This is a genomic window from Rhizobium sp. LEGMi-198b (genome assembly GCF_054114205.1).
In genome coordinates this window covers 1,185,334-1,211,945 of sequence record NZ_JBSYVH010000001.1, presented here as the reverse complement: position 1 = coordinate 1,211,945, position 26,612 = coordinate 1,185,334, and the positions used below count along the sequence as shown (strand labels likewise).

The window sequence follows — 26,612 nt, the reverse complement described above, 5'->3', positions numbered from 1 at the left end:
TCTGTCAAAGTCATGGGGTAGTTGGCTCGGCATAGTCTGTTAGCCCTTGACCCCAGTGATCGTCCACTTTAGTTTTAGAATAATTCTAAAGATGGAGATTTTTATGTTGCTCGGGTTTTTCCGCTCGCCAAAACGTTCCTTTGCCTCTTTGTCCGAACAGGAAATTCTCGCCATTGCCATCGCCTCGGAAGAGGACGATGCCCGCATTTATCTCGCCTATGCCGATATTCTAAGAGACAACTATCCCGATTCCGCCAAGGTGTTCGAGGACATGGCCGAAGTCGAGGATACCCACCGCAAGACGCTGATCGACATGCACCGCAAGCGTTTCGGCGAGCGTATCCCGCTGATCCGGCGCGAACATGTCAACGGTTTCTATGAACGCAAGCCGGACTGGCTACGCAAGAACCTGTCGCTCGAAGCCATCCGTGCAGAAGCCGAGGGCATGGAACAGCAGGCCTATAATTTTTATGTCGAGGCGGGCAAGCGGGTTTCCGACGCCTCGACGCGCCAGCTTCTCGGCGATCTGGCGCTGGCTGAACAAGGGCATGAAGACATTGCCCGCATGCTTGGCGACAAGCACACGCCGGAATCGGTGAAGGAAGAAGAGGATGCGGATGCCCGCCGCAAATTCGTGCTGACCTATGTGCAGCCGGGCCTTGCCGGCCTGATGGACGGCTCGGTCTCGACGCTTGCGCCGATCTTCGCCGCCGCCTTCGCGACGCAGCAGACATGGCAGACCTTCCTCGTCGGCCTGTCGGCTTCCGTCGGCGCCGGCATATCCATGGGCTTCACCGAAGCCGCCCATGATGACGGCAAGATTTCCGGCCGCGGCTCGCCGATCAAGCGCGGTCTTGCCTGCGGCGTCATGACGGCACTCGGCGGCTTGGGCCACGCGCTTCCCTATCTCATTCCCAATTTCTGGACCGCCACCATCACCGCCGCCATCGTTGTCTTCTTCGAGCTGTGGGCGATCGCCTTTATTCAGAACAAATATATGGAGACACCGTTTCTCCGCGCCGCCTTCCAAGTCGTCGTCGGCGGTTCCCTGGTGCTTGCAGCGGGCATACTGATTGGAAATGGGTGAGACGCGATCGTCGAAGGAGCAGCGATCGAGCGGTACGCGCGGCAGCACCCATGAACAGCATGTCAAGGCCGGTCAGCAGAGCCATAAGAACAACTAACCAAATGGCGCTTCAATTTGTCCGTGCCTGAGAGGTGTAGACCGTTCTGAGCATTTTTGGAAAAACAAAAGGCCGGCAGATGTGCCGGCCTTTTGTATGAGTTGTGTTCTTACGGTGATTACTTGACGGCGCCGACGAGGACGTCGTTGCCGTTTTCGATGGTGACCCAGCGGCCGGCATTGTAGCTCGCCTGGCGCTTCAGATAGGAATAGGGGGTCTGGTACCAGACCTTCACCTCGTCATCGAGATTGTCGAGAATGTAGTCGCCCTGGTCGGTACGCAATGTCAGCACGGCATGGCCTTCGCCATCGGGTTTGCGTACGACCGTCATCAGAAGGTTGGCGGCGGAAAAGCCCTTCTGCATGAGAAGCTTGCGCTTCAGAAGCGCGAAATCTTCGCAGTCACCGGCCGTCTTCGGGTATTCCCAATATTCTTCCTGCCCATAGACTTCCATGTCGGTGGCCGGCGTGATGGTCTTGTTGACGCGCAGGTTGACCTGATTGACCAGCGTCCAGGTGGCGGCGTTCATATCGACAGGACCGGTATTGCGCGTCGGGCCGCATTCGTCGGCATGACGCTCGCAAAACTCATAGTGCCCGATGGGCTGGGATGTGACACCGCCGATGGTCATCGATGCGGTGTTCTGGGGGGCCGGCATGGCCGACGACGACATCGCAACTATAGCTGCGAAGGCAACGAATACGCCCTTAATACGCACGCCCACTTTCCTTGTATCGTCCCTGCATTTGTTAACAAATTGTTAATGTAAGGGGGCGCGCCAAGTCAATCGTTACTTAAGTGTTAACAGCGGAACCAGCCTTTATGGTTAATTTCAGCACAATCAAGAGGCTAGTCGCCACAATTCAATGCCTCTTATGATTACCGGAAGGCATGCGGGTTCTACCCCCGCAGCGGGCCGTCCGCAGGTTTTTCACAAAGCTATCTATATGTTTTTACGGATGATTATGGAGCGCCAGCGTCTCCGCTGCGGTCAACATGCGCTCGATATCCTGCGGTCGGGACAGCCGATGATCGCCGTCACGCACAAGTGTTAACACGACATCGTCGGCCGGCAAATGTTCGACCAATCTTAACGAATGGGCAAAGGGCACATCCTCGTCCTGCATGCCCTGTAGGATATGAACCGGGCAGCCCGTTTCGATGATGCCGGTCAAGACGCGGTTGGCGCGGCCGTCCTCGATGAGCGCGCGGGTGAAGATATTCGGCTCGGGACTATATTCTGAAGGCTCCTCGAAATAGCCGCGTTCGGCAAGCGATCTCCGCTCGACATCGGAAAGGTTCGGCTCGATGAGATCGATAGTGAAGTCCGGGGCGGGAGCAATCAGCACAAGGCCCTGGATGGCCGGTGTCTTCTTGCGCTTGCGCAGTTCCTGGACGAGCCGCAGCGCGATCCAGCCGCCCATGGACGAACCGACAAGGACGATCCGCTTCGGCTTGGCGTAGTCGATGACGGCGAGCGCCTCTTCCAACCAGCGCGAAATCGTGCCGTCGGTGAAGACGCCGCCGGATTGGCCATGGCCCGAATAATCGAAGCGGATGCAGCCGAGGCCCAGCCGTTCGGCAAGCGCGTCGAGCTCCAGCGCCTTGGTGCCGCTCATATCGGAGCGATAGCCGGAGAGCCACACGAAGGTCGCGCCCTTTACGCCTTTCCTGGCCGCGCGCAGTTGCACGGCAATTTGCCGTTGGTCGTCGGCGCTGCCCACGGAAATAAAGGTCGGTTCAAGGTCGGCTAGTGCTTCTGACATTAAAAACTCCCGGAATTTTGTGCTTTATAGAGCAGATTCGCACCCACGCGAGTGCAAAAATCCTTCCGATTTCTGAAGAAGCGCATGCGCTATTTTGTGATGTTGCTGTGTCCTTTGCGCATCTTACGGCTGCGCCGCACAGTATTGGCACACGGGAGGTGATTTTTTCCTGGCATCATGCTATTGACTTCACCGCAGCTTTTACGACATTTCCGTCAGTTGCGCCGACGGGAGCGAGAGGCTGCAGCAATCCGAAACAATTCGTGGAGAGTACGACCATTCGCAGACCCTTTAAAACCGATGCGCCCGTGAAGGACGGGCCACGTTCCAACAGGGAAATCCGCATTCCCAAAGTTCAGCTCATCGCGGCTGACGGCCAGAATATGGGCATCGTCCCAACCGACCAGGCATTGAGAATGGCAGAGGAGGCCGGTCTCGATCTCGTGGAGATTTCCCCCAACGCTGAACCGCCTGTGTGCAAGATCCTCGATCTGGGCAAGCTGAAATACGCCAACCAGAAGAAGGCCGCCGAGGCGCGCAAGAAGCAGAAGGTCGTCGAAGTCAAAGAAATCAAGATGCGCCCGAACATCGACACGCATGACTACGACGTGAAGATGAAGGCGATCGAACGTTTCTTTGAAGAAGGCGACAAGGTGAAGGTGACCTTGAAGTTCCGCGGCCGTGAAATGGCCCACCAGGAACTCGGCATGAAGCTTCTCCAGCAGGTCAAGGAAGATACGCTCGAGATCGCCAAGGTCGAAGCCGAGCCCAAGCTCGAAGGTCGCCAGATGATGATGGTGCTTGCGCCAAAGTGAGGCGCGAGCAGACGTAAGAGGCCGGAGCCGTCCTGTTGGGCGGCTTTTTCCTTTTGTGCTCCGGGTTGATGCCTGTCATCGATCCGTAAAAGAATCCCCGCCGTGCCCGTTGCACTTACAGGCGACTGCGGTTATAAGCGCGCGTCCGAACTGACCGGCAGGGCATGCCGTGGCAGTTCAGAATGCTGGCGGAGCGGTTCGTCACCGTATCCGCCGTTCAACAACAAACGCTCCGGCACCTTGTCGCAGCCCCGGCCCAGCCGGATCTGTGGGGAGGCTTTTTACAAAGCGCGCCAGGAAGCATCGAAGGAGTAGCAAAATGCCCAAGATGAAGACGAAGTCCTCTGCCAAGAAGCGGTTCAAGATCACCGCGTCCGGCAAGGTCAAGGCAGCCGCTGCTGGCAAGCGCCACGGCATGATCAAGCGTACCAACAAGTTCATTCGCGACGCCCGCGGCACCATGGTTCTCGCAGAACCGGATGGCCGTAAGGTTGTCAAGAACTACTTGCCGAACGGTCTCTGAGACTATTCGTAACGCTATAGACTAAGGAGATCATGAAATGGCACGCGTAAAAAGAGGCGTTACCGCCCACGCCAAGCACAAGAAGGTTCTGAAGGCAGCCAAGGGCTTCTACGGCCGCCGCAAGAACACCATCCGTACCGCCAAGGCCGCCGTCGACCGCTCCAAGCAGTACGCTTACCGCGACCGTAAGATCAACAAGCGCAACTTCCGCGCCCTCTGGATCCAGCGCATCAACGCTGCCGTCCGCGAATTCGGCCTGACCTACGGCCGCTTCATCGACGGTCTGAACAAGGCTGGCATCGAAGTCGACCGCAAGGTTCTCTCCGACATGGCGATCCATGAGCCGGAAGCTTTCGGCGCGCTCGTCGCCGCCTCCAAGAAGGCGCTGGAATATCTCAAGGACGCCGGCACGAAGAACGAATTCGAAGCTGCTGTGAACTAACACCGCTTCCACGTATTTCGTGTATTCATTGCAAACCCGCGCTGGCAAAAACCGGCGCGGGTTTTGTGTTTTGCAGCACGCGTGATCGAGCCCATGTGGCCTGATCAAAGCGCGCGCCGCCGCCGGCTGTGGCCGAACTTCGGCACATGACCCGCTTTCTTGGCGGGTTTTTGTCATTTGCCCGTTGATTGGCCGCGTGCACATGGGTAGTGATCTGCAGCGCTTCATCGTTGCCACCAGCTATCCGATGTATGTGTTCACCAATTATTCTGCGGAATGAGCGGCGCGGTGAGCCCGCCCTCCGCAAGGCAGGACAAGATGACGGAACTCGATACTCTTGAAACCCAACTCATGGCCGACGTGGCCGCTGCCACGGACGAGCAGGCGATCGAAGCCGTCAGGGTCTCCGCTCTCGGCAAGAAGGGCTCGGTTTCAGAACTGTTGAAGACGCTGGGCTCGATGTCGCCGGAAGAGCGGCAGACGCGGGGCGCGGCGATCAATGCGCTGAAGAATTCGGTGACCGACGCCATCAACGCCCGAAAGGGTGCGCTGCGCGATGCCGCGATCGAGGCCAAGCTGAAGGCGGAGACGCTGGACGTCAGCCTGCCCGTGCGTTCTTCGCCTGCGGAACGCGGCCGCATTCATCCGATCAGCCAGATCGTCGACGAGATCACCGCCATCTTCGGCGACATGGGCTTTTCGATCGCCGAAGGTCCCGACGTCGAGACCGATTATTATAACTTCACGGCGCTGAACTTCCCCGAAGGGCACCCGGCCCGCGAGATGCACGATACCTTCTTCTTCCAGCCGGACGAGAAGGGTGAGCGCAAGGTGCTGCGCACGCACACTTCGCCGGTGCAGGTGCGCACCATGGAGACGCAGAAGCCGCCGATCCGCATCATCATTCCCGGCAAGACCTATCGCCAGGATAGCGACGCCACGCATTCGCCGATGTTCCATCAGGTGGAAGGCCTCGTCATCGACAAGACGGCGAATGTCGCCAATATCCGCTGGGTGCTGGAAGAATTCTGCAAGACCTTCTTCGAGGTCGACAATGTGACGATGCGCTTCCGCCCGTCCTTCTTCCCGTTCACGGAACCCTCGTTCGAGGTCGATATCCAGTGTGATCGCTCCGGCCCGATCGTCAAATTCGGCGAAGGCACCGACTGGATGGAAATCCTCGGCTGCGGCATGGTTCACCCGAACGTGCTGCGCTATGGCGGTCTCGATCCGGATGAATATCAGGGCTTTGCCTGGGGCATGGGCCTCGACCGCATCGCCATGCTGAAATACGGCATGCCCGACCTGCGCGACTTCTTCAACGCCGACGTCCGCTGGATGAACCACTATGGCTTCCGCCCGCTCGACATGCCGACACTGTTCGGCGGTTTGAGCGTGTAAGGAAGGGATAAAGCACATGAAATTCACACTCTCCTGGCTGAAAGAGCACCTGGAAACCGACGCCACGCTTGACGAGATCTGCGCCCGCCTGACGATGATCGGGTTGGAAGTGGAAGACGTCGACGATAAGGCGGCGTTCAAGCCCTTCGTCATCGCCAAGGTGCTGTCAGCCGAAAAGCATCCGCAGGCCGACCGGTTGAAGGTGCTGATGGTCGACAACGGCTCCGGCAAGCCGGTTCAGGTCGTCTGCGGTGCGCCGAATGCCCGCGCCGGCCTCGTTGGCGCCTTCGCGGCTGCCGGCACCTATGTTCCTGGTATCGATGTAATCCTGACGGTCGGCAATATCCGTGGCGTCGAAAGCCATGGCATGATGTGCTCGGAAAAGGAGCTGGAAATCTCCGACAGCCATGACGGCATCATCGATCTGCCGGAAGATGCGCCCGTCGGCACCAGCTTTGCCGCCTATGCCGGGCTCGACGATCCGATGATCGAGATCAACCTGACGCCGAACCGTCCCGACTGCACCGGCGTCTACGGCATCGCCCGCGACCTCGCCGCTTCCGGCCTCGGCACGCTGAAGCCGCGCCTGACGCCGACCTTCGCCGTCGACGGCGATACGCCGGTGGACTTGAAGATCGAGCTCGACGATACCAGCCTCTGCCCCGGCTTCGCGCTCCGCCTCGTACGCGGCATCAAGAACGGCCCGAGCCCGAAATGGATGCAGCAGCGGCTGCTCGCAATCGGGCTGCGCCCGATCAGCGCGCTGGTCGACATCACCAACTACATGACCTTCGATCAGGGCCGGCCGATGCACGTCTTCGACGCCGCCAAGGTCAAGGGCAATCTGGTCGTGCGCCGTGCCCGGGATGGCGAGACCGTGCTGGCGCTGGATGAGCGCGAATACAAGCTCAATCCCAACAATGTTGTCATCTCCGATGATGATGGCGTCGAGTCGATCGGCGGCATCATGGGCGGCGAGCATTCCGGCTGCGATGAGAACACCGTCGACGTGCTGATCGAATCGGCGCTTTGGGACCCGATGAACATCGCCAAGACCGGCCGCAGCCTCGGCATCATCACCGATGCCCGCTATCGTTTCGAGCGCGGCGTCGATCCGGAATATATGGCTCCCGGCCTGGAACGCACGACCGAGCTGGTGCTCGCCTGCTGCGGCGGCACCGCCGCCAAGGCCAAGGTCGAAGGCTATAAGGGCTACGACGCCAAGATCGTCGATTTCCCCTTCTCCGAGGTCAAGCGTCTGACTGGCCTTGACGTCTCGGTGGAAGAGGGCAGGTCAATCCTGACGAAGCTCGGCTTTTCGGTCTCCGGCTCGGGCGAGCGGGTCTCCGTCGCAGTTCCCTCTTGGCGGCCGGATGTCGATGGCAAGGCCGATCTCGTCGAAGAGATCATGCGCATCCATGGTGTCGACAATATCAAGCCGCAGCCGCTCGCAAGCCACAACGCCGTCAACGGCAAGATTCTGACAACGCTGCAGATCCGTACGCGCACCGCCAAGCGCGCGCTTGCCTCCCGCGGCATGCTGGAAGCCGTCACCTGGTCCTTCATTTCCGAAGATCAGGCCAAGCTCTTCGGCGGCGGCTCCAATGCGCTGAAGCTTGCCAATCCGATCGCCGCCGACATGTCCGACATGCGTCCCTCGCTCCTGCCGGGCCTGCTGTCGGCTGCGCAACGCAACGCCGACAAGGGCTATGGCGACGTCGCGATCTTCGAGGTTTCCGGCACCTATGAAAACGACAGGCCCGAAGGCCAGCGCCGCGTCGCCGGCGGCATCCGCCGTGGTACTGCGACGCTGACGGGCGCCGGCCGCATGTGGTCGAACGCCGCCAAGGGCGGCGGCAAGCCGGTCGATGTCTTCGACGCCAAGGCAGACGCACTGGCCGTGATCGAAGCCTGCGGCCTGCCGATGGGCAATATCCAGATCGAGCAGGGTGGCCCCGCCTGGTATCATCCGGGCCGTTCGGGCACGATCAAGATGGGTCCGAAAGTCGTTCTCGGCTACTTCGGCGAATTCCATCCGAAGACGCTGGAAGCGCTCGATGTCACCGGCGCGCTTGCCGGCTTCGAGGTCTATATCGACGCCATGCCGGAGCCGAAGAAGAAGACGACGCGCACCAAGCCGGCGCTGGAGCTTTCGCCGTTCCAGGCAGTCAAGCGCGACTACGCCTTCGTGGTCGACAAGACTGTGGAAGCCGGCGCGATCATCCGCGCCGCCACGGGTGCCGACCGCAAGCTGATCACCGGCGTCAATGTCTTCGATATTTTCGAGGGCGCATCGCTCGGCGACGGCAAGAAGTCGATCGCCATCGAGGTGCAGATCCAGCCGGCCGAGCGCACGCTGACCGACGAGGATTTCGAGGCGCTGACCCAGAAGATCGTCGCCAACGTGACGAAAACGACAGGTGGCGTGTTGCGGGGGTGACAAGGTTTCCCTTCTCCCCACCTGGGAGAAGGGGAAAGACCTACCGATGCAAATGGTAGACCTTGTTGACGATGGTCCACCGTCCGTCGATCTTTAGCAATGACAGATAGTCGGAAAAGCGCATGCCGGCGAATTCGTCGACGACTTTGACGCTTGCGGCATCGCCTTCGATATCGATCAGCTCGATCTCCATCAGCGGAACGGTGTCGGGCGGTGCGCTGCCTTCTTCAACGATAGCGCTGATGAATTCGTCGCGCGTCATCCATTCCACCGCGCCCTGATAATTGCCTATGATCGCTACTCGTGGATGGAGCGCCTTGCGCAATGCCGGCTCGTTCGCGAATGCCATGCCATCGACATAGAGGTGAACAACCGCACGGATTGCTTGCTCTTCTGACATCTCGCTATTCCTCGTTTGAGTGCTTGTTAATATAGCATAAACGCCCCAACTGGCAAAAACGGCGGCGTGATCGCGAGGATTTGACCGGTCTTATTCTACGAAAATCCGTACGCTGGCGGCCCGGCCGGCGGCATCGATAACGGTCAACGTCGAATAGCCGGCGCCATCCGGAACCCATTGATTGGTGCGGCGGCGGGAGAGATCGGGCAGCGGCTTGCCGTTGGCGAGCCAGCGGAACGGCGCGCGGCCACCCTGTAGCTTCAATGCCAGCGGCATCGGTGGGTTGGCGCCGCTGCTCGCGCCAAGATCGACGCGCGCCCCCTCTGGCGGATAGACGATCTGTGGCGCCGGCTCGCGGGTCGAGGCTGACAGCAAGCCGGCGGCCGTCACCGAAAAACGCCGCTGGCTGATCGGCAGTTCGGTGGCGGAAATGCGCACCGCGCCCATGGGCGCCGGCGGAAACGGCGCGATAGCGACGCCGGATTTGGCGAAGCCTTCGAACAGGATGGGGGCGGCTGAGACATAGCCCGCCAGTCCCGGCACCGCGCCATTGTCGGGCCGGCCGACCCAGACACCGAGCACATGCGCACCATCGTAGCCGACGGACCACGCGTCGCGGTTGCCGTAGCTGGTGCCGGTCTTATAGGCTATGCCGAGCTGCTTGCTGCCGGCCGGCGCGATGATGTCGGAGAGAATGTCGGTGATGTTCCAGGCTGCCACCGGCTCCATCAGCGGCTCGCTTTCGATCGGCCCGGGCTGGTCCTGAATACCGTCGCCGATCCGCATCGGTTTGCCGCGGTTGGCAAGGCCTGCATAGAGCTGCACCAGATCCTTGAGCGTAATGCCGACGCCGCCGAGGCCGATGGCAAGGCCCGGCGCTTCGTTGGGCGGCAATACCGGCTTCACCTCGGCGCGGCGGAAACGCACGAGGAGCCGCGTCGGCCCGACGGCGTCGAGCAGACGCACGGCCGGCACATTGAGCGACAGTTGCAACGCCTCGCGCACGCTGACATCGCCCTGGTAGGTCATGTCGAAATTCCGCGGGCGATAACCGTAGAAATCCGCAGGGCGGTCCTCGATGATCGTTTCCTGGGCGACGTATCCTTCTTCGAAGGCCAGGCCGTAGATGAAGGGTTTCAGCGTCGAGCCGGGCGAGCGCAGGACGCGGGTCATGTCGATCCAGCCGGAGCGGCTGGAATCGAAATAATTCGCCGAGCCGACCTCGCCGACGATGTCGCCCGTATGTGCATCCGCCATCACCATGGCGACCGAGACCTTCGGCCCCAGCCGCTTCGATGCCTCATCGGCGACGGTTTCCAGGCCTTGCTGAATATCCTGGCGCAGCGTCGTGTGGTGCTGGATGACGCCGGGTTGCTTGCGTAGCGCGGCCTCCGCGAGATGCGCGGCATAGGCCGGCAATTGCCGTCGCTTCGCGGGGACCGGGACGAGCGCTGCCCGCTCAGCTTCACCCTCGCCGACGGCAGCCGCAACGGCAGCGCGATCGAGGACGCGGCGGCGGGCTGCCTCGGCGCTTGCGAGATTGCGGTCCGGCCGGCGCTTTTCCGGTAATTGCGGCAGAGCGACCAGCAAGGCCGTCTGTGCGACGGTCAAATGCCGCGGCTCCTTGCCGAAATAGGCAAGGCTTGCCGCCCGCACACCCTCCAGATTGCCGCCATAGGGCGCATGCGTCAGATAGAGATCGAGGATTTGCTCCTTGCTGAGCCGCCGCTCGATCTGGATGGCGCGGACGATCTGCAGCAGCTTTGCCGTCACTGATCGCTCATTGCGCGGCTCGATCAGCCGCGCCACCTGCATCGATAGTGTCGAGCCGCCCGAGACGATGCGGCCATGGCTAACGAGCTGCACAAGTGCCCGGCCGAGCGCCATCGGGTCGACGCCGTGATGGTCGTAGAACCGCCGGTCCTCGTAGGCGACCAGCATGCGCAGGAATTGCGGATCGACATCGGCGACATCGGTCTTCAGCCGCCAGCGCCCCTCCGGCGTGGCGAAGGCTCGGAGCAACTCGCCATTGACGTCGAGCACTTCAGACGAAACGATGCCGGCCTTGTCGAGCGGCGGCGGAAAGGCGCGATCGGCAGCCTCGAGGCCAAAGATCAGCGCCGCCACCGAGAGGGCGCTCATCCCGACACCGATCGCAATTTTCCATCGCGTCTTCATCACCTGCTCTTACTGCTGTGCTGCCAGCACCTCCATACGGCCCATCGCCGTGCGGGCCGAGAATTGCGGACGATACATGTCCTCGACGCTCGCGGCCGGATGATCGTAGGTACCGGGGGTAACGGCGCGGACGACATAGGCGAAGGTCAGATCACGATCGGCGCCGGTGCTCTGGTCGAAAGCGGCGACGAAGCGGTCGTTGCGGAATTCGACATGGGCCGGCTGGATATCGCTGAGCCAGTCGAAGTTGGAGAGCTGGGCGCTGTTGACGATGCTCGGATTGTCGATCTCGAAGCCGGCGGGCAGGAGATCGGTCACGAGAAGGCGCTGCGGCCAGTCATTGTCCTCGGTAACATGCAGCACCACGACGTAACGCTCGTTCTGTTGTGCTTGGCTGACATTGGCCTCCTCGCCATCGAGCGTGTAGTACTTGCGCTCGATCTTGAAGCCGTTGCCGCCGGCCGGCAGTGGTGCGACCGGAGCGGCGACCGTAGTCACCGCGGCCGATAAGGGCTGGCGTGTGGTGTTGGTGACGGTCAGCGGATGTCCCATCAGGGCGTCACCGGTCATTTGGGCCATGTAAGCGCCGCTATGGGCAGCGCCGTTGACATCCAGCGTCAGGCCGTCATCGCCGTTCTGTAGGGCGCGGGCGGCGAGCAGCATCCAGGTTTGTTCCTGGGTGCTGGTATAGGTCTTGGTCTGCCATTCCTTGGCAACGACCGACGCCAGGTCTGGAATGATCGGCGGCACAGGGCGGCTTTCGGCAGCAAGCGCCAGCACGGCCGCGCCGTCGCGCAGCGACGAACCGTAGTCGGAACGAGCGAAGCTGACCTTGGTCACCGCCGCCTTTTGCGACATCTGCAGCGCATCGACGAAGATGTTGCGTGAGCGCTGGGCATCGCCATAGAGCGCGAGAGCGGCCGCCAGATGTGCCTTGGAGAGTGGCGTCGGGAAGTCGTTCAGCATGGTGTCGGCGTAGTAGCGCAGATCGCTGATCGAAGCCTTCTTGTTGCGGGCGAGCACGTAGAGCGCATAGGCGATCTCGTTGCCCTGGTCCTTGACGTTGGTGTTGATGCTCAAGGAGTTCTGCAGGTTTTCCAGTGCTTGCACCATGGCCTGATCCGGCACGGTGTATTTCTGCTCGCGGGCGCGGGTCAGGAAGTCTGTGACATAGGCGTCGAGCCAGAGATCGCCGGAGCCCGGAGCCCAGAGGCCGAAGCTGCCCGTCGACGACTGATAGGACATTTCGCGATAGATCGCGTCCTGAACGCGCTTGTGGATTTCAGCGTCGTCGGCAAGATCGTTCTTGATCGCCATATCGCTGAAATAGAGTAGCGGCATCGCGCTGCTGGCTGTCTGCTCGGCGCAGCCATAAGGATAGCGGCTGAGGCTCATCAGCAAAGCGGGCACGTCGAAGGCGCTGGAGCGGCTGACATTGAGGCTGACGGAAGCGCCCGGTAGCACGCTGTCTGCCAAAAGGTCGGCATTGACCGTCAGGCTCTTGCCGGGGGCAAGCGCGATGACGCGCCGTTCGGTGACTGGTAGCTGCGCCGGGCGAACTGGAATATCGACCGATTGATCGAGCGACATGCCGGAAGCATTCGACAGCTTGATCGAAACCGTACCGTCGCCGGGCTGTCCGCCGGTCAGCGGCAGCGTGATGTTGTATTTACCGCCGGTCTGTAGGTTGATCGTCTGCTGCGCAGCGCTTGCATCCACGGTCACGGCCGAGTTGCCCGTCACTGCCAGCCTGTAGTCGCCGGCGGGCGCGTCAGTATTGGCGATATCGAGCCGGAGATTGGCCTTATCCCCCGGAGCGAGGAATTTCGGCAGGCTAGCGGTGACGACGACGGGGTCGCGGATGATCACATCCTGCGTCGCATGGCCGATCCCGGCCTTCGACCAGGCGACGGCCATCAGGCGTGCCGTGCCGTTGAACTGCGGAATGTCGAAGCTGACATTGGCCTTGCCGCTGGCATCGAGCTTGATCGGGCCGGAGAAGAAGGCGATCAGCTTTTCCGTCGGCGGGCTGGCCTGCAAGGCCGCCTGTCCGCCATCGCCGCCGGTGCGCAACCGCCCGGTGGCGCCGAGCGAGCCGTCGATCAGGCGGCCGTAGAGGTCGCGGATTTCGAGGCCGAGCTGGCGCTGGCCGTAATACCATTCGTCCGGGGCTGGCGGCTGGTAGCGCGTGAGGTTGAGAATGCCGACATCGACGGCGGCAACCGTGACATAGGCATCCTCGTTGGCGCCCGCGCCCGCCACCTGCACGCCGATAGTCAGCGGCTGGCGCGGCAGGGTCTTCTGCGGCGCATCGAGCTTGACCTGCAGCTTGCGTTCGCCGGGATCGACGATCGCCCATTTGATGCCGATTGCGCGCATCGGCATGCGGCTTTCCTGGGCATCGCCGGGGCGGAAGAGGGTGGCGATCACATAGGTGCCGGCGCCCCAATCGGCGGTGACGGGGATGTCGACTTCGCCGCCGGTGGCGCCGATATCGGCATTGGTCACCGAGATCAGCGTTTCGGACCCGGCCGTCACCATCAACTGGCCGGCGTAACGCGAGGTCACCTTCAGCTTAGCAGTATCGCCGACATGGTAGCTGTCCTTGTCGAGCGCAATTTCCAGTGCATCAGGTGTCTGTGTCGAGGTGGAAGCGACATACCAGCCAGCGTTGAATTCGACGCTGGATTCCGGCCCGTTCGTATCGGTCGTCTCTACCTCCAGCCGGTAGCGGCCCCAGGTCACCGGCACCGAGATTCTAGCGCCGTCCGTTGTGGCGTTGACCGTGCCGGTGGCGACCTGCTTGGTCGACATCACAGGCTCATATTTCCAGCTACTGCCGTCGCGATACCATTGGTAGTCGCGTTCGACGCTGAGCAGCTTCCAAGTCAGGCCCTGCATAGCCTGCTTCTGGCCGTTCTGGTCGACGGCGATGACATGGAAATTGCCGATCGAATTTTCGCCGAGATCGCCGTCGAATTCCGGCTTGATGCCAATCCGCGGCCCATCCGCCTTGACCGGCAGCGTCAGGGAGCGCTCGACGGCCCGGCCGCCGGCCTCCTGCATGCGCACGGTGATGTTGGCATTGAGGAGCTGCGTGGTCGAAGGCGTGTCGGCTATGGTGACGTCGAAGGTCGTCTTGCCGTCTTCGTCCAGCGCCTGCAGGTCTTCCAGCGGCATTTGCGAGCTTTCGGCCTTGTTGTCGCCGCTGCTGTCGCTATCGCTGTTGTCCTGCCCGGCGCCCTCGTCGGCGAGGCCGAATTCATAGCCCTTATAGTCGGCGCTCTCGCGGGTCGGCTTCAGCGTCACTTCGCCTTCGAGGCTTAAACCCGCGGCCGGCGCGCCGTAGAGGTAGCGCCCTTCGATATTGACCGGTGTGGGTTGGCCGACTTCGATCGCCTTCGCGTCGCTCTTCATGTCGAATTCGATGCGATCCGGCACGAAATCGTCGACGAGGAAGGTCTGTGAGCCGATGGAGGTGCCCTTCGGGTCGGTATAGATGTTCATTGTCCAGGTGCCGCGCATCGAGGTCTGCTGTAGCGGCAGGTCGACATTGTAGCCGCCGAGCTTGCCGCCGTCGGTGACGATGCGGCGGTCCTCGACGCCGTCGGGGCGCAGGAAGACGAAGGTGAGCGGCAGGTTCTCGACCGCCATCGAGCTGACGTCGCGGGCAAGAGCGGAGGCATGCACCGTCTCGCCGGCGCGGTAGATGCCGCGTTCGGTCCAGGTGAGCAGATCGATCGCGCCCGGTGCCGTGCGGCCGGTGACGCCGCGGTCGGAGAGATCGAAGCCCGCACGGGTCATGTCAAGGAAGACGTAATCCTGGTCGCCGTTCTGCGCCGTGATGACGGCCGGGGTCATGCCTGCCGTGCCGCGCATCAGGCCGGCGCTGAAGGTGGCGCGGCCGTTCGCATCGGTCTTCGCAGTGCCAAGGATTTCATTGTTCTTGGCGAGCAGTTGCAGTTCGACGCCAGCGATCGGCTTGGCGCTGCCAAGCGAGCGGGTGAAGACGTTCAAGCCGTCGGTGCCGGCATAGGTCGTGACACCGATGTCGGAGACGACGAACCATTGCGTAGCCTGCGGATCCCACTCCTGGCCGCCGTTCGGTGTGACGGCGGTCAGGACATAGACGCCCGGCTTGCGCTTGGGCAGCGCCTCGTCGACCGGGAAACTTGTGACGACGTCCTTGTTGAGGTCCTGCTGGATATCGATCGAACCCTGCCAGACCAGTTCGCCGCTGGTGTCCTGGATGGTCTGGGCGCTATAGCTGTCCATCTGCGTCAGGAACTGCGAATTGCTGAGCAACTGGGCAATGTTGCGGTCGCCGATGCGGTAGAGCTTCAGATTGGCCGTGGTGGTGTTGACCGAAACCAAGGGAATGCCGCGACGCGCCGTCGACGGCAGCACGAAATTGTCGCCGGTGAAGCGGATCGAGGCGGTGCGGTCCTTGACATAGACATCGATGTCCACCTGGGCGGCAAGGTTCTCATCGACAGAGGAGGGCAGGCCGCGGCGCAGCGAAATCTTGTAGTGCTGGCCGAATTCGAGGCCTTCGACGCAGATCTGGTTGTCCTTGGCGTCGACGCCCTTGGGGGCGGCGCCGTTGACGGTCACGAAGGGCGTGTAGTCGACGCCGCTCTTCACCAGTTTTTCGGAGAATTGCAGGCAGGCGCGGGGCGAGGCGTTGTCGTTGTCCAGCGTGTTGCCGGTCACACGGAAGCCCTGCCGGGCTTTGAGATCGTCATAGGCGGCCTGGATCGTCGGGGAGCCGGCCAGAGCGAGGCTTGCCTTATAGGCGCTGAGCGCCTGGCGATAATTCTGTGCATTCTGCAGCGAGGTAGCGAGCACGGCGAGTGCGTCGGCGCGGCTGCGCGTCGTGCGGGAAAGCTGATAGCCGTTGAGAGCAGCGTAAGCCGCCTGGGTGGCGACGGTTGTATCGTTCGTTATCGTGTTGGCGGCCCGTGCCATCTCGACCCAGAGCGCGCCATTGTCAGGCGCAAGCGACAGCGCGCCCTGGAAGGCGTTCAAGGCATTGTTGACGTTGCCGGAGGTCAGCTCGATGCGGCCGAGCGCCGTCAGGCTTTCGACGCCTTGTCCCTTCAACTCATTGGCGAGCGTGAGCCTGCTCTTCGCATCGCGCGCGCTCTGTACGAAATTGTCGGAAAGGAAGGGGAGGGCGGGTGCGGCGCCGATATCCGGCTCGTTGGCGGCAGCCGTTTCGACGATCTTGCCGGCGACAGCGCCGGGGAAACTGTTGAGCTGGTTGAAATCGGACTTCAGGAAGCACCATTTCACCTTGGGATTATAGGTGAAGGCCTTGCAGGATTTGTCGCCGATGCAGGATGTCGAGCACTGGTCCAGCGTGACATTCTGTTCGGTGCGCAGATCGAAGCCGAAATAGTCCCCATCCTGTGTGGTGACCACCTGGCGCTTCGTATCGGCGGCGCTCGCCGGCGTCAAGGCAGCGAAGGTGGCGAGAAGAAAAGCGGAAAGTTCGATAAACGCGCGCTTAGACATAAGTCCCCCCAACGCTGTCCGTTTCGATTGGCCGCACTCTTCAAACTTCGGGCTAATTTGTCAACCGAGCGTCGAGATCTAAAAGCGGGATTTCGACCATAACGATCTATTTGATGTGAAGCCTTCGATCAAAAATTGGTACTTTAGTCTACGCTTTTCAAGGCTTTCGACAGAACGCTCGATGGGAATGCCAATCATCCAGTTCGCAATGGACTGCGCATGCGAAGATGTCATTCGGCACGGATAAGCAGAGAAAAATCAAAAGCTTATTTTGTAGAAGGTCGATACCTTGTTTCGCAGTACAGACCTTTACAGAGCGTCTGTTTCATCCTCATGACGATGGCTGCTGGGGATCGCGTTCAGTTCGTCATCGAATAGATGTGTCACGTGTTCATCGGCAACGGCGAGGGGGCGCCGGTGCCGATGTTGCGGGAGAATGGCTGACGATCCTACCGGTTCGTCATCGCCAGCGAGGCATCCGAATAGCGCTTGCCAGCTACCAGCTCGAGCGGCATGACATCGCTCAATTCCTGAAGTTCGCCGGCCGAGAGCGTGATGTCGGCAGCGGCGGCATTCTGCTCCAGATGGTTCAGCTTGCGGGCGCCGGGGATTGGCACGATGTCGTCGCCCTGGTGCAGCACCCAGGCGAGTGCGAGCTGTGCCGCGGTGACGCCCTTGTCCTTGGCGAGGGCTTCGAGCTTGGCGACGAGTGCGGCGTTGGCGTCGAAATTCTCGGCCTGGAAACGCGGCAGATTGCGGCGGAAGTCATCGGCTGCCAGTTCGTCCGCATTGCGGATCGCGCCGGTCAGGAAGCCGCGGCCAAGCGGGCTATAGGGCACGAAGCCGATGCCGAGTTCACGGCAGGCGGCAAGCACCTCTTCCTCCGGGTCGCGGCTCCACAGCGAATATTCACTCTGCACGGCGGCAATCGGATGCACGGCATGGGCGCGGCGAATGGTGGCGGCACTGGCTTCGGAAAGCCCGAGCGCCCGCACTTTGCCCTCCTTCACCAGCTCCGCCATGGCGCCGACGGTATCTTCGATCGGAACATTCGGATCGACGCGGTGCTGGTAGAAGAGGTCGATGACATCCGTGTCGAGGCGTTTCAGCGAGGCTTCGGCCACCTCTTTCACATGTTCCGGCCGGCTGTCGACGCCGACCATCGCTGCCGGACCGGATTTTTCCAGATCGAGCTTGAAGCCGAACTTCGTTGCGATGACGACGCGATCCCTGACGGGCTTCAGCGCACGGCCTACCAGCACCTCGTTTGTGAAGGGGCCGTATGTTTCGGCGGTATCGAAAAAGGTTACGCCGAGGTCGACGGCACGATGCAGCGTTTTGACGGACTCGTTATCATCCGTAGCGCCATAGGCGAAGCTCATGCCCATGCAGCCGAGACCGACGGCGGAGACAGAAAGTTCCTTGCCGAGTTTGCGGGTTTTCATAGTCGTATCCTTTTGAGCTTAATTCCGAGCCGCGACGACAATGATTGCCTGCCGCGTGACAAGCGAGAAACTATGCTTGCCGATAACGAATGAAAATGCATGCAAATCCAAATAGGCTGTTCTATTATTTAGATCAATGAACAGAACCCAGCTCTCTCAGTTGGCGGTCCTCGCCGCCGTTGCTGCCCATCGCAGCTTCCGTGCCGCCGGCAAGGAACTATCGATAGCGCCCTCCGCTGTCAGCCATGCGGTCTCCAGCCTGGAGGAAAGCCTCGGCGTGCGGCTGCTTGCCCGCACGACCCGAAGTGTGTCGCCGACGGAGGAGGGTAAGCTGTTGTTGGAACGCCTGGCGCCGGCACTGGAGCAGATCGATATTGCCTTGGAGGATACGCTTGCCGCCCGCGGGCGTCCGGCCGGCAACCTTCGCATCACCGCGCCGCGTTTTGCGACCGACCTGCTGCTCGCCCCGCGGCTCGGCGATTTCCTGAACACCTATCCCGATATCACGCTGGAGATCGCCAATGAGGATGGCTTCAGCGATATCGTCAAGGAAGGTTTCGATGCCGGCATTCGCCTGGAGGAGAGCATCGAAGGGGATATGATCGCGGTGAAGGTCTCGCCGGATATCCGCACCGTCATCGCCGGCTCCCCGGCCTATTTCGAGAAGAATCCGAAGCCTTTGCATCCGCGCGATCTCGTCCATCACCGCTGCATCAAGCGACGATTTACCGATGGCTCTCTCTATCGCTGGGAGTTCGAGAAGGACGGTCGTGAGTTGATCGTCGCCATCGACGGGCCTTTGATCGTAATCGAGGACCGGCTTGCGGTTCTGGCGGCGATCAATGGCGCCGGCCTAGCCTATCTGTTTGACATCCGCGTGCAGCAGGAACTGGCCGAGGGCAAGCTCATCCGCGTGCTGGAGGACTGGTGTGCACCCTATCCCGGCTTCTGCATCTATTATTCCAGCCGTCGTCAGATGCGCCCGGCACTCAGGGCCTTCATCGATTTCTTCAAATATACCGGGCAATAGGAGAGCAGCGGGGCAGGCCCCGCCGCTCTTGCCACGAGGCAATCACGCTGCGGCTTTCTGATTGGCAGCGGTCATCGCCAGCTTCGAGAGGATCTTGTCGGTGTTTCCCTCTTCCTGCAGCGTCTGGTCGAGCAGCTTGACCACCTGCTGCTGGCCGAGTGTGTTCGCCCAGGTGCGCAGCGTGCCGTAGCGGGCAATCTCATAATGCTCGACGGCCTGCGCGGCGGAAATCAGCCCGGCATCGAGAGCGGGCGTTCCCTTGAATTCGTCGATGATCTCTTCGCCTTCGGCGATGATTCCTTGAATGGCTTCGCAAGTCTTGCCTTGCGCGCGTTTGCCGATCAGTTCGAACACCTGCTGCAGGCGTTCCACATGTCCTTCGGTTTCCTGCAGATGCTTTTCGAAGCCGGCCTTGAGATCCGGCGATTGCGCTGCGCGAGCCATCTTGGGCAGTGCCCGAACGATTTGCCGCTCGGCATAATAGATGTCCTTCAGTGTATCGTAGAACAGATCTTCCAACGTCTTGTCCTTGGCCATTATCTCTCTCTCCGTGTTGTCAGAGCCTGATTTTTCTGGAATGCCGCTCGACGGCGACCCCTACAGAAGCCAGTGCAATCCCAATTGTTCCCGCTGCTGACAAAATTCGGGGTGGCGGCGTGAGATAAGGTGTCTGTACCAGTCACGCGGGCGGAGAGAGGTTCGAGACGATGAAGAAGCCGGGATCGATGAAGGGGCTGGAGGAGCTCGGCCGCGTCCGGCTGTCGAAGAATTTCTTCCTGCGTGATTTCCTGCACTCGGAGATCGCCGATTTCCATCGCATTCCGAATATCCCCGATGATCCTGATCTGGCAATCGAGACCGGCAGCCGGCTTTGCGAGGAGCTGCTGGAGCCGCTGCAGGCGACCTTCGGACGACTGCATATCCGTTCAGGCTACCGCGCGCCCGAGGTCAATGCCTTCGGTAACAGGAACGGCTTCAATTGCTCGACCAATGCCCACACCGCCACGCATCATATTTGGGATATGCGCGATCTTGATGGTTGCATGGGCGCGGCAGTCTGTATCATCGTGCCGTGGCTGATCGACAATTGCCGCGAAGAGGGAGATTGGCAGAAGCTTGCCTGGTGGATCCACGATCACCTGCCCTACGCTTCGCTCTGCTTCTTCCCGAAATTATGGGCCTTCAACATCCAATGGCACGAGCGGCCGCAACGGACGATCCAGAGCTATGCCCCGCCGCGCGGCATGCTGACCAAGCCCGGCATGGCAAATTGGCAAGGCGATCATTCGGCCCTCTACGAAGGATTTCCGAAACCGGTTATTTGACTGGGCATGATCTTATCCAAAAACCGCTTCACACTTTTTGGGATCATGCCCTAAAAACTGATGCGGTAACGAATGTGTCCGTCGCTCTCGACATAGCTGTCGTAGAGCTTGCGGGCCGTCGCGTTGCTCTCTTCCGTATGCCAATAGAGCCGCGCCCAGTCGTTCTTTTGGCAGAGGGCGACGAGGTCGTCCATCAACGCCCGGCCGACACCCCGGCCACGTGCGCTTTCATCGACGAACAGGTCTTCCAGATAGCAATCCGGCGTACGCACCCAGGTGCCCTCATGCGTCAGGCAGAGCGTGAAACCCTTCACCTCGCCATCGACTTCGGCGACGCGCATGAATATGGCGGACGCCGGATCGAAGACCCGGCGCCATGTCTTGTCGGTAATATCCGGCGCGATGCCGACGCCATAGAAAGCGAGATAGTCGGCCCAGAGCTCGCGCCAGCGGCTTTCGTCTTCTGGCTTGGCATCGCGGATCACCACGGTCATCGTTTTGTCCCTGCCTACGTTATTCGCCGGCTTTGTCGAGCAGCCTCATCGCTTCGTCGGAAAGCGAAAGCTTTGCCGAATTGATCAGCGCGTCGAGCTGGCTGAGACTGGTGGCGCTGGCGATCGGCGCGGTAACACCCCGTTTGCGCAGCAGCCAGGCGAGCGCGACATCGGCCGGCGTGGATTTGGTTTCCGCCGCGACTGTATCAAGAGCGGCGAGAATGCGGAAACCCTTGTCGTTGAGATAAGTCGCGACGCGGTTTTCGCGCGCCCGGCCTTCGGTATCGGCCTTGCTGCGGTATTTGCCGGTGAGGAAGCCGGCCGCGAGGCTGAAATAGGTGATGACGCCGATTTCTTCCTTGACGCAGAGGTCCGCGAGCGGACCTTCGAAGCTGTCGCGCGCATAGAGATTATATTCCGGCTGCAGCACGTCGTAGCGCGGCAGGCCAGCCTTGGCCGCGGCGTCGAAGGAGGCCTGCAACTGCTCGGCATTGAGGTTGGAGCAGCCGGCATGGCGAATCTTGCCCTGTTCCTTCAGCTTGGCATAGGCGCCGAGCGTCTCCTCATGCGGGGTTTCCGGGTCCGGCCAGTGCGAGAGGTAGAGGTCGATATAGTCGGTCTGTAGGCGCTTCAGCGAATCCTCGACCGCCTGCAGGATGTAGTCCGCCTTCAGCCCTTTCTTGCCGGGACCCATTTCCGAGCCGACCTTGGTGATGATAATGGCCTTGTCGCGGGCGACACGGCCCTGCTTCAGCCACTTGCCGATGATCTCCTCGGAATCGCCGCCCTTGTTGCCCGGAACCCAGCTTGAATAGACGTCGGCTGTATCGATTGTGTTGAAGCCGGCGTCGAAGAAGGCGTCGAGCAGAGCGTAGGAGGTCCTCTCATCGGCCGTCCAGCCGAAGACATTGCCGCCGAAGACGATCGGCGCGGTGAAAAGATCAGTTCGTCCAAGCTTACGCATTTCCATAATGGCTCTCCAAATCACTTGAGCAAAAACCGGCGTGGGGAAAAGGCCGGAAGGGGAGGGGACGTCGCGGCAAGCTATCGTTCTACCATTGGAAATGCCACTAACGATTATTTTATTCGGCCGCCGATCGTCGGTAGTGGCTGGGCGGCAGCTCATTATACTTCGACCAGACGCGCCGCATATGCCGCGGCGAGGCGAAACCGGATTTTTCCGCCACGCGCTCCATATCCAGCCGCGAGTTAGCGAGCACATCGCGGGCGAGCGTGACGCGCATCAGATTGACATAGGCGGTTACCGACAGCCCGGCATGCTCCTGAAACAGGCGGGAAATATGCCGCGCGCTCATCGCGCCGATACCGGCGAGCTCCGCGAGCGACCAGCCATGGGCGGGATCGGCCATGATCGCATCCTGAACGCGGTGAATGGCGGGATGCACATGGTTGCGGCCGCTGAGCCAGGGCGAAAGCTGCGGGTCGGCGCCGGTGCGGCGCATGTAGACGACCATGTGTCGGGCGATGGTCAACGCTGTCACCGGCGAGGTGAGTTTCGAGACGATGTGCAGCATCAGGTCCGTGCCGGTGGAGATGCCGGCGCTGGAATAGCGCTCACGGTCCTCGACGTAGAGCCGGTTGTCGAGAACCCGCGCAGTCGGGGCATGGTGCTGAACTTCCTCGATGCACGCCGCATGCGTCGTGCAGGCATAGCCTTCGAGCAGCCCGGCGCGAGCAGCAAGTACGGCCCCAGAGCAGATGGTGATGAGGGTGACGCCCGGACGGATTACCGTCCTTAGCCAGGTGGCGAGGAGCCTATTCTCTTCATCGATGTCGCCGGCATCAGCCGGCGGCGTGACGCTGCCGGAGACGATAACCAGTGCACCATCGGGAACACGATCGGGCAGCGGCAGCAGGTCGGCAAGCGTCAGACCGATCGAAGTGGTCTGGGTCGGCCGGGCAGCAATGAAACGGTAATCGAACAGGATATCCTCCTGTTCGATATTGGCGCGGCGCAGAACCTCCACCGGCCCGGCGACATCCATCAGCAGCGTATAGGGTGGCAGTACGACATAAACGGGAATGGTCCGGAGGTGTCGGCCGGTTTGGTTCATGCAGCGCTCCTGGTGGTCGCGGCGGCAAGCGCATCGTCCACGGTGGCGATGCGGGCAAATCGACCTGATAGCACCAGCTCGGTCCGCTTCTTGATATCATCGGCGCTGAACACCGTGCCGGACGCGTGCGTCATCGGGAAAGTCAGCGTCGCCTCGGTGACATAGTCGACATCATAGCCGAGGTCCGAGGCATGGCGCGTCGTGGTTTCGCAGCATTGCTCCGTGCGGATGCCGGAAACGATCAGTTTGTGGATGCCATTTTCCACCAGCCAGACGTCGAGACCGGAACCCACGAGCGCGGAATGGCGGGTTTTGTGAAATACGGCGTCAGCCTCCAGCGCAATCTCCTCGAGCTTGCGGACATATCCGCTCGCCAGGCTGAAATGCTCGTCGCCATCGACATGGAAAATCTGGACCACCGGAATGCCGCGGGCTTTGGCTCCGTCGATCAGTGCCTGTAGCCGGTCGACGAAATCCGGCAGATCATCGGTTTGCCAGTATGGGCGCTGACGAAAGGACTCCTGAACATCGATGACCAGCAAGGCGGTGTCGGCATGGGACATTTTCGTATCTCCTGTGTTTGAAGGATAACCGAAGCTAGACCCGCCTTGATAGCCTCAAAAGCCAAATGCCGGACAAAATGAGGACAAATCCGGCCATAGAGACATCCAGCAGCGCAACGAGTTTTCGGCTTGACGCTGCTCCATGCCATTGCGCCTTGGATAAGTGCCGAATAGAGTTGGTCCCGGTTTCGTCGCGAGCGAGACGACCCATCGTTTCGTTCCACCCATCAATTTCATAAGGTCCTGTTCGAAAGCCGCTCAGCGCTTGCCGCCCTGCGGTTGTTTGCTTCGGGATCGTGCTCCAAGGAGGAAAATCATGCTGCGTTTCGGAATTTTGTCGACCGCCAAGATCGGCCGCGAACTCGTCGTGCCGGCTATTCAGGATGCGGAAAATTGCGTGGTGACGGCAATCGCCAGCCGTGATCTGGGGCGCGCTCGCGACATTGCGGATCGCTTCTCCGTCCCGCATGCTTTCGGCTCCTACGAGGAAATGCTCGCCTCGGACACGATCGATGCCGTCTATATTCCGCTGCCGACTTCGCAGCATGTCGAATGGACGATCAAGGCGGCCGATGCCGGCAAGCATGTGCTCTGCGAAAAGCCGATTGCGCTGAAGGCCGACGAGATCGACAGCCTGATCGCTGCCCGCGACCGCAACAAGGTGCTGGTGACGGAAGCCTATATGGTTACTTATACGCCGGTCTGGCAGAAAGTCCGCTCGCTGCTGCAAGCCGGCGCCATTGGCCGGCTGCGGCACATCCAGGGCGCCTTCACCTATTTCAACCGCGATGCCGGCAATATGCGCAACATCCCGGAACTCGGCGGCGGCGGCCTGCCCGATATCGGCGTCTATCCGACGATCAGCAGCCGCTTCGTCACTGGTCGCGAACCCCTGCGCATCCAGGCGGTCACCGAGCGCGATCCGGAATTCGGCACGGACATCTATTCCAGCGTCAAAGCCGATTTCGGCGATTTCGAAATGACCTTCTATATCTCGACGCAGATGGCTGCCCGCCAAGTCATGGTTTTCCACGGCACGGACGGTTTCATCGAGGTGAAGTCTCCCTTCAATGCCGACCGCTATGGCGCCGAAGAGCTGGAGCTGACCAATCGCGGCCATTCGGAATCGCAGATCTTCCGCTTCCCCGATAGTCGTCAGTACAAGCGCGAGGCGGAAGCTTTTGCCTCGGCCGCATTGGGCAAGGGTGCAGAAGTCGTGACGCTCGAAAGCTCGAAGCTCAATCAGAAGGTCATCGATGCCATTTATCGCGCCAGCGAAAAGGATGGCTGGGAGCCGGTCTGAACTGGTGGAGCATGATCCCAAAAAGTGCGCAGCGGTTTTTGGATAAGATCATGCAAAATCAAAGAGTTAGAGCATGATGACGATTCGAATAAAAGTCATCGTCCTCTAGGGATTTTGACGGTGGCGGAAGACGAAGCGTGAATAGCCGAAGAAGCTGAACGCAGTCGCCGCCGCCGAGGCCAGGATCAGCGCGATAATCGGCTTAAGGGTGGGCGCGGAAACGAGCAGCGAGCTGAATAACGCATAGTTCAGCAATGCCGATGTCAGGCCGACCGAACCATAGCGGAAGCCTTCCGCCGCGAGCGAGCGGTTGGAACGGCCAAAGGTGAAATTGCGGTTGAGGAACCAGGTGGCGAGCAGCGCGCTCGGTATCGAGATTGCTCGGCCGACGAAGGGACCGAACGGCGTGAACCAGAGCAGCAGATGCAGCACGCCCGCATCGACCACGAAGCCGATGCCGCCGGCGATCAGGAAGCGAAGGAGCTTCTTCATGCGGCCTTGGCCTTTTTCCTCCGGCTCGCCGGCTTTTCGTGTTCGGCCATATAGAGCGTTTTCTCATCGCCAATTTGCTGCGATGGCGGTTTGGCCAAGCTCATATAGTGGATGCGAAGCTGTTCGGCGCGGGCGCGAGCGACGGAATCGAGGATCAGTCCGGCCGTGAACAGCATGAAGGAAATCATCATCAACGCCATCGACAGCACCCAGGTGGGCATGCGCGCGACCATGCCGGTCTCGAAATATTCGACAAAGACCGGGATCATGAAGCCGATGCTCGCTTCCATGAACATGGCGCCCAAAATGCCGAAGAAGGCGAAGGGCCGCGTTTCCTTCATCAGCATCGCGAACATCCAGAGGATCTTCCAGCCGTCGCGGAAGGTTGAAAGCTTGGAATGCGAACCCTCCGGCCGACGACCGTAATCGAGTTCCAATTCGCTGACGGGCAGCTTCAGCCGCGAGGCATGCACCGACATTTCCGTCTCGATCTCGAAACCGCCGGAGACGGCCGGGAAGCTCTTGACGAAGCGCCGGGAGAAAGCGCGGTAGCCTGAGAAAATATCGGTGAAATCGGCGCCGAAGATCGTGCGGTAGAGCCAGTTGAAAATCCGGTTGCCGAAGGCATGGCCCTGTCGGCCGGCATCGTCATGTACGCCGCGGCGCGTGCCCACCACCATATCGGAACCTTCGGTCAGAAGTGTGCGGATCAATTCCTCCGCATCTTCAGGCGCATAGGTGCCGTCGCCATCGGCCATGAGGTAGATGTCTGCGTCGATATCGGCAAACATGCGGCGCACCACATGGCCCTTGCCTTGACGCCGCTCACGCACCACGGTCGCTCCCGCAAGCATGGCATGCAGCGCCGTCCCGTCGGTGGAATTGTTGTCGTAGACGTAAATGCCGGCATTCGGCAATGCCTCACGAAAGCCGCGCACGACCTGGCCGATGGTTGCGGCCTCGTTGTAGCAGGGCAGGAGAACGGCGATATTCAGGTTCTCATTCCACATGGTCTCTGGCCAATTCCTACGCATGACTTTCACTTGAGGCCCCGACGGATAACTCGAATGAGAACTTATCCCGCTGCGCGTTAATAAGACCCTATGGCTGAGGATGAAAAATGGCAGGTTGTGATCTCTGCGGGAACATTATCGTGATATCGGCTGCGGCGTGGGCCTGCTTTACCCTTTCTTGATCGGCAGCCGTTAGCGTGGCGCCC

At 60.7% G+C, this 26,612-nt stretch carries 22 protein-coding genes; 9 read left to right on the top strand and 13 right to left on the bottom strand.

What is annotated here, in order from left to right; genetic code table 11:
- The first annotated feature begins 103 nt into the window (after nucleotides 1-103).
- Nucleotides 104-1,087, top strand: coding sequence for an iron exporter MbfA (gene mbfA / locus ACXHXG_RS05920; protein ID WP_283048640.1), 984 nt, complete (start codon nucleotides 104-106; stop codon nucleotides 1,085-1,087).
- 215 nt (nucleotides 1,088-1,302) lie between these two features.
- Here mbfA and ACXHXG_RS05915 read toward each other — a convergent pair whose 3' ends face one another.
- Both ACXHXG_RS05915 and ACXHXG_RS05910 read right to left on the bottom strand, forming a co-directional pair.
- Nucleotides 1,303-1,902: a transglutaminase-like cysteine peptidase gene (locus tag ACXHXG_RS05915; protein WP_283048642.1), complete on the bottom strand. Its 600-nt coding sequence runs from the start codon at nucleotides 1,900-1,902 to the stop codon at nucleotides 1,303-1,305.
- A 235-nt stretch (nucleotides 1,903-2,137) separates the two neighbouring features.
- Nucleotides 2,138-2,950 (bottom strand): alpha/beta hydrolase, encoded by an 813-nt coding sequence (locus tag ACXHXG_RS05910; RefSeq protein WP_457898715.1) that lies wholly within the window; start codon nucleotides 2,948-2,950, stop codon nucleotides 2,138-2,140.
- 278 nt (nucleotides 2,951-3,228) lie between these two features.
- Between ACXHXG_RS05910 and infC the strand changes: the two genes are divergently transcribed.
- From infC to pheT, 5 genes are all read left to right on the top strand, one after another.
- On the top strand, nucleotides 3,229-3,765 hold the full coding sequence (infC, locus tag ACXHXG_RS05905) for a translation initiation factor IF-3 (RefSeq protein WP_183868856.1): 537 nt from the start codon (nucleotides 3,229-3,231) through the stop codon (nucleotides 3,763-3,765).
- A gap of 319 nt (nucleotides 3,766-4,084) precedes the next feature.
- The gene (rpmI, locus tag ACXHXG_RS05900; protein WP_028750884.1) at nucleotides 4,085-4,288 is read left to right on the top strand and encodes a 50S ribosomal protein L35; all 204 of its coding nucleotides are present in this window, start codon (nucleotides 4,085-4,087) and stop codon (nucleotides 4,286-4,288) included.
- Nucleotides 4,289-4,325: 37 nt separating this feature from the next.
- On the top strand, nucleotides 4,326-4,730 hold the full coding sequence (rplT, locus tag ACXHXG_RS05895; RefSeq protein WP_104821695.1) for a 50S ribosomal protein L20: 405 nt from the start codon (nucleotides 4,326-4,328) through the stop codon (nucleotides 4,728-4,730).
- Nucleotides 4,731-5,048: 318 nt separating this feature from the next.
- Nucleotides 5,049-6,131 (top strand): phenylalanine--tRNA ligase subunit alpha, encoded by a 1,083-nt coding sequence (pheS, locus tag ACXHXG_RS05890; RefSeq protein ID WP_260303283.1) that lies wholly within the window; start codon nucleotides 5,049-5,051, stop codon nucleotides 6,129-6,131.
- A gap of 16 nt (nucleotides 6,132-6,147) precedes the next feature.
- A complete protein-coding gene (gene pheT, locus ACXHXG_RS05885; RefSeq protein WP_457898714.1) occupies nucleotides 6,148-8,571 on the top strand; it encodes a phenylalanine--tRNA ligase subunit beta in 2,424 nt (807 codons plus the stop codon).
- Nucleotides 8,572-8,611: 40 nt separating this feature from the next.
- Here pheT and ACXHXG_RS05880 read toward each other — a convergent pair whose 3' ends face one another.
- From ACXHXG_RS05880 to ACXHXG_RS05865, 4 genes are all read right to left on the bottom strand, one after another.
- The gene (locus ACXHXG_RS05880; RefSeq protein WP_104821697.1) at nucleotides 8,612-8,971 is read right to left on the bottom strand and encodes a nuclear transport factor 2 family protein; all 360 of its coding nucleotides are present in this window, start codon (nucleotides 8,969-8,971) and stop codon (nucleotides 8,612-8,614) included.
- 90 nt (nucleotides 8,972-9,061) lie between these two features.
- Complete coding sequence (gene pbpC / locus ACXHXG_RS05875) at nucleotides 9,062-11,149, bottom strand: penicillin-binding protein 1C (protein ID WP_457898713.1); 2,088 nt, start codon at nucleotides 11,147-11,149, stop codon at nucleotides 9,062-9,064.
- 9 nt (nucleotides 11,150-11,158) lie between these two features.
- Complete coding sequence (locus tag ACXHXG_RS05870; RefSeq protein WP_457898712.1) at nucleotides 11,159-16,666, bottom strand: alpha-2-macroglobulin family protein; 5,508 nt, start codon at nucleotides 16,664-16,666, stop codon at nucleotides 11,159-11,161.
- A 449-nt stretch (nucleotides 16,667-17,115) separates the two neighbouring features.
- Nucleotides 17,116-18,111, bottom strand: coding sequence for an aldo/keto reductase (locus ACXHXG_RS05865; RefSeq protein WP_104821700.1), 996 nt, complete (start codon nucleotides 18,109-18,111; stop codon nucleotides 17,116-17,118).
- A 136-nt stretch (nucleotides 18,112-18,247) separates the two neighbouring features.
- On the opposite strand from ACXHXG_RS05865, the gene ACXHXG_RS05860 reads away from it, so the two are divergent.
- A complete protein-coding gene (locus tag ACXHXG_RS05860) occupies nucleotides 18,248-19,141 on the top strand; it encodes a LysR family transcriptional regulator (protein WP_457898711.1) in 894 nt (297 codons plus the stop codon).
- A gap of 42 nt (nucleotides 19,142-19,183) precedes the next feature.
- Here ACXHXG_RS05860 and ACXHXG_RS05855 read toward each other — a convergent pair whose 3' ends face one another.
- Entirely contained in the window at nucleotides 19,184-19,678 is a 495-nt protein-coding gene (locus ACXHXG_RS05855) for a YciE/YciF ferroxidase family protein (protein ID WP_104821702.1), read from the bottom strand.
- A gap of 170 nt (nucleotides 19,679-19,848) precedes the next feature.
- On the opposite strand from ACXHXG_RS05855, the gene ACXHXG_RS05850 reads away from it, so the two are divergent.
- Nucleotides 19,849-20,466 carry a hypothetical protein gene (locus tag ACXHXG_RS05850; protein ID WP_457898710.1) on the top strand — a complete coding sequence of 206 codons (618 nt, stop codon included), beginning with the start codon at nucleotides 19,849-19,851 and terminating at the stop codon, nucleotides 20,464-20,466.
- Nucleotides 20,467-20,516: 50 nt separating this feature from the next.
- Here the strand turns inward: ACXHXG_RS05850 and ACXHXG_RS05845 are convergent, their stop codons facing one another.
- The 4 genes from ACXHXG_RS05845 to ACXHXG_RS05830 all read right to left on the bottom strand — a co-directional run bounded on the left by ACXHXG_RS05845 (nucleotide 20,517) and on the right by ACXHXG_RS05830 (nucleotide 23,598).
- Nucleotides 20,517-20,960, bottom strand: coding sequence for a GNAT family N-acetyltransferase (locus tag ACXHXG_RS05845; protein ID WP_104821704.1), 444 nt, complete (start codon nucleotides 20,958-20,960; stop codon nucleotides 20,517-20,519).
- A gap of 19 nt (nucleotides 20,961-20,979) precedes the next feature.
- Nucleotides 20,980-21,930: an aldo/keto reductase gene (locus tag ACXHXG_RS05840; protein ID WP_283048662.1), complete on the bottom strand. Its 951-nt coding sequence runs from the start codon at nucleotides 21,928-21,930 to the stop codon at nucleotides 20,980-20,982.
- Between the two features lie 112 nt (nucleotides 21,931-22,042).
- Entirely contained in the window at nucleotides 22,043-23,035 is a 993-nt protein-coding gene (locus ACXHXG_RS05835; RefSeq protein ID WP_104821706.1) for a GlxA family transcriptional regulator, read from the bottom strand.
- Nucleotides 23,032-23,598: an isochorismatase family protein gene (locus tag ACXHXG_RS05830; RefSeq protein WP_457898709.1), complete on the bottom strand. Its 567-nt coding sequence runs from the start codon at nucleotides 23,596-23,598 to the stop codon at nucleotides 23,032-23,034. The genes ACXHXG_RS05835 and ACXHXG_RS05830 overlap by 4 nt, the downstream gene beginning before the upstream one ends.
- A 316-nt stretch (nucleotides 23,599-23,914) precedes the next feature.
- On the opposite strand from ACXHXG_RS05830, the gene ACXHXG_RS05825 reads away from it, so the two are divergent.
- A complete protein-coding gene (locus ACXHXG_RS05825) occupies nucleotides 23,915-24,901 on the top strand; it encodes a Gfo/Idh/MocA family protein (protein ID WP_457898708.1) in 987 nt (328 codons plus the stop codon).
- Nucleotides 24,902-25,006: 105 nt separating this feature from the next.
- Here ACXHXG_RS05825 and ACXHXG_RS05820 read toward each other — a convergent pair whose 3' ends face one another.
- Both ACXHXG_RS05820 and ACXHXG_RS05815 read right to left on the bottom strand, forming a co-directional pair.
- Nucleotides 25,007-25,393 (bottom strand): GtrA family protein, encoded by a 387-nt coding sequence (locus ACXHXG_RS05820; RefSeq protein ID WP_104821709.1) that lies wholly within the window; start codon nucleotides 25,391-25,393, stop codon nucleotides 25,007-25,009.
- Complete coding sequence (locus tag ACXHXG_RS05815) at nucleotides 25,390-26,403, bottom strand: glycosyltransferase (protein WP_457898829.1); 1,014 nt, start codon at nucleotides 26,401-26,403, stop codon at nucleotides 25,390-25,392. Before ACXHXG_RS05815 ends, ACXHXG_RS05820 begins: the two co-directional genes overlap by 4 nt.
- Nucleotides 26,404-26,612 lie beyond the last annotated feature (209 nt).

What these genes read in the sequence shown, in the direction of transcription:
- mbfA (WP_283048640.1), top strand. Translation starts at nt 104, where the DNA reads ATGTTGCTCGGGTTTTTCCGCTCGCCAAAACGTTCCTTTGCCTCTTTG.
- ACXHXG_RS05910 (WP_457898715.1), bottom strand. Translation starts at nt 2,950, where the DNA reads ATGTCAGAAGCACTAGCCGACCTTGAACCGACCTTTATTTCCGTGGGC.
- rpmI (WP_028750884.1), top strand. Translation starts at nt 4,085, where the DNA reads ATGCCCAAGATGAAGACGAAGTCCTCTGCCAAGAAGCGGTTCAAGATC.
- rplT (WP_104821695.1), top strand. Translation starts at nt 4,326, where the DNA reads ATGGCACGCGTAAAAAGAGGCGTTACCGCCCACGCCAAGCACAAGAAG.
- pheS (WP_260303283.1), top strand. Translation starts at nt 5,049, where the DNA reads ATGACGGAACTCGATACTCTTGAAACCCAACTCATGGCCGACGTGGCC.
- pheT (WP_457898714.1), top strand. Translation starts at nt 6,148, where the DNA reads ATGAAATTCACACTCTCCTGGCTGAAAGAGCACCTGGAAACCGACGCC.
- ACXHXG_RS05880 (WP_104821697.1), bottom strand. Translation starts at nt 8,971, where the DNA reads ATGTCAGAAGAGCAAGCAATCCGTGCGGTTGTTCACCTCTATGTCGAT.
- pbpC (WP_457898713.1), bottom strand. Translation starts at nt 11,149, where the DNA reads ATGAAGACGCGATGGAAAATTGCGATCGGTGTCGGGATGAGCGCCCTC.
- ACXHXG_RS05870 (WP_457898712.1), bottom strand. Translation starts at nt 16,666, where the DNA reads ATGTCTAAGCGCGCGTTTATCGAACTTTCCGCTTTTCTTCTCGCCACC.
- ACXHXG_RS05865 (WP_104821700.1), bottom strand. Translation starts at nt 18,111, where the DNA reads ATGAAAACCCGCAAACTCGGCAAGGAACTTTCTGTCTCCGCCGTCGGT.
- ACXHXG_RS05860 (WP_457898711.1), top strand. Translation starts at nt 18,248, where the DNA reads ATGAACAGAACCCAGCTCTCTCAGTTGGCGGTCCTCGCCGCCGTTGCT.
- ACXHXG_RS05855 (WP_104821702.1), bottom strand. Translation starts at nt 19,678, where the DNA reads ATGGCCAAGGACAAGACGTTGGAAGATCTGTTCTACGATACACTGAAG.
- ACXHXG_RS05850 (WP_457898710.1), top strand. Translation starts at nt 19,849, where the DNA reads ATGAAGAAGCCGGGATCGATGAAGGGGCTGGAGGAGCTCGGCCGCGTC.
- ACXHXG_RS05845 (WP_104821704.1), bottom strand. Translation starts at nt 20,960, where the DNA reads ATGACCGTGGTGATCCGCGATGCCAAGCCAGAAGACGAAAGCCGCTGG.
- ACXHXG_RS05840 (WP_283048662.1), bottom strand. Translation starts at nt 21,930, where the DNA reads ATGGAAATGCGTAAGCTTGGACGAACTGATCTTTTCACCGCGCCGATC.
- ACXHXG_RS05835 (WP_104821706.1), bottom strand. Translation starts at nt 23,035, where the DNA reads ATGAACCAAACCGGCCGACACCTCCGGACCATTCCCGTTTATGTCGTA.
- ACXHXG_RS05830 (WP_457898709.1), bottom strand. Translation starts at nt 23,598, where the DNA reads ATGTCCCATGCCGACACCGCCTTGCTGGTCATCGATGTTCAGGAGTCC.
- ACXHXG_RS05825 (WP_457898708.1), top strand. Translation starts at nt 23,915, where the DNA reads ATGCTGCGTTTCGGAATTTTGTCGACCGCCAAGATCGGCCGCGAACTC.
- ACXHXG_RS05820 (WP_104821709.1), bottom strand. Translation starts at nt 25,393, where the DNA reads ATGAAGAAGCTCCTTCGCTTCCTGATCGCCGGCGGCATCGGCTTCGTG.
- ACXHXG_RS05815 (WP_457898829.1), bottom strand. Translation starts at nt 26,403, where the DNA reads ATGTGGAATGAGAACCTGAATATCGCCGTTCTCCTGCCCTGCTACAAC.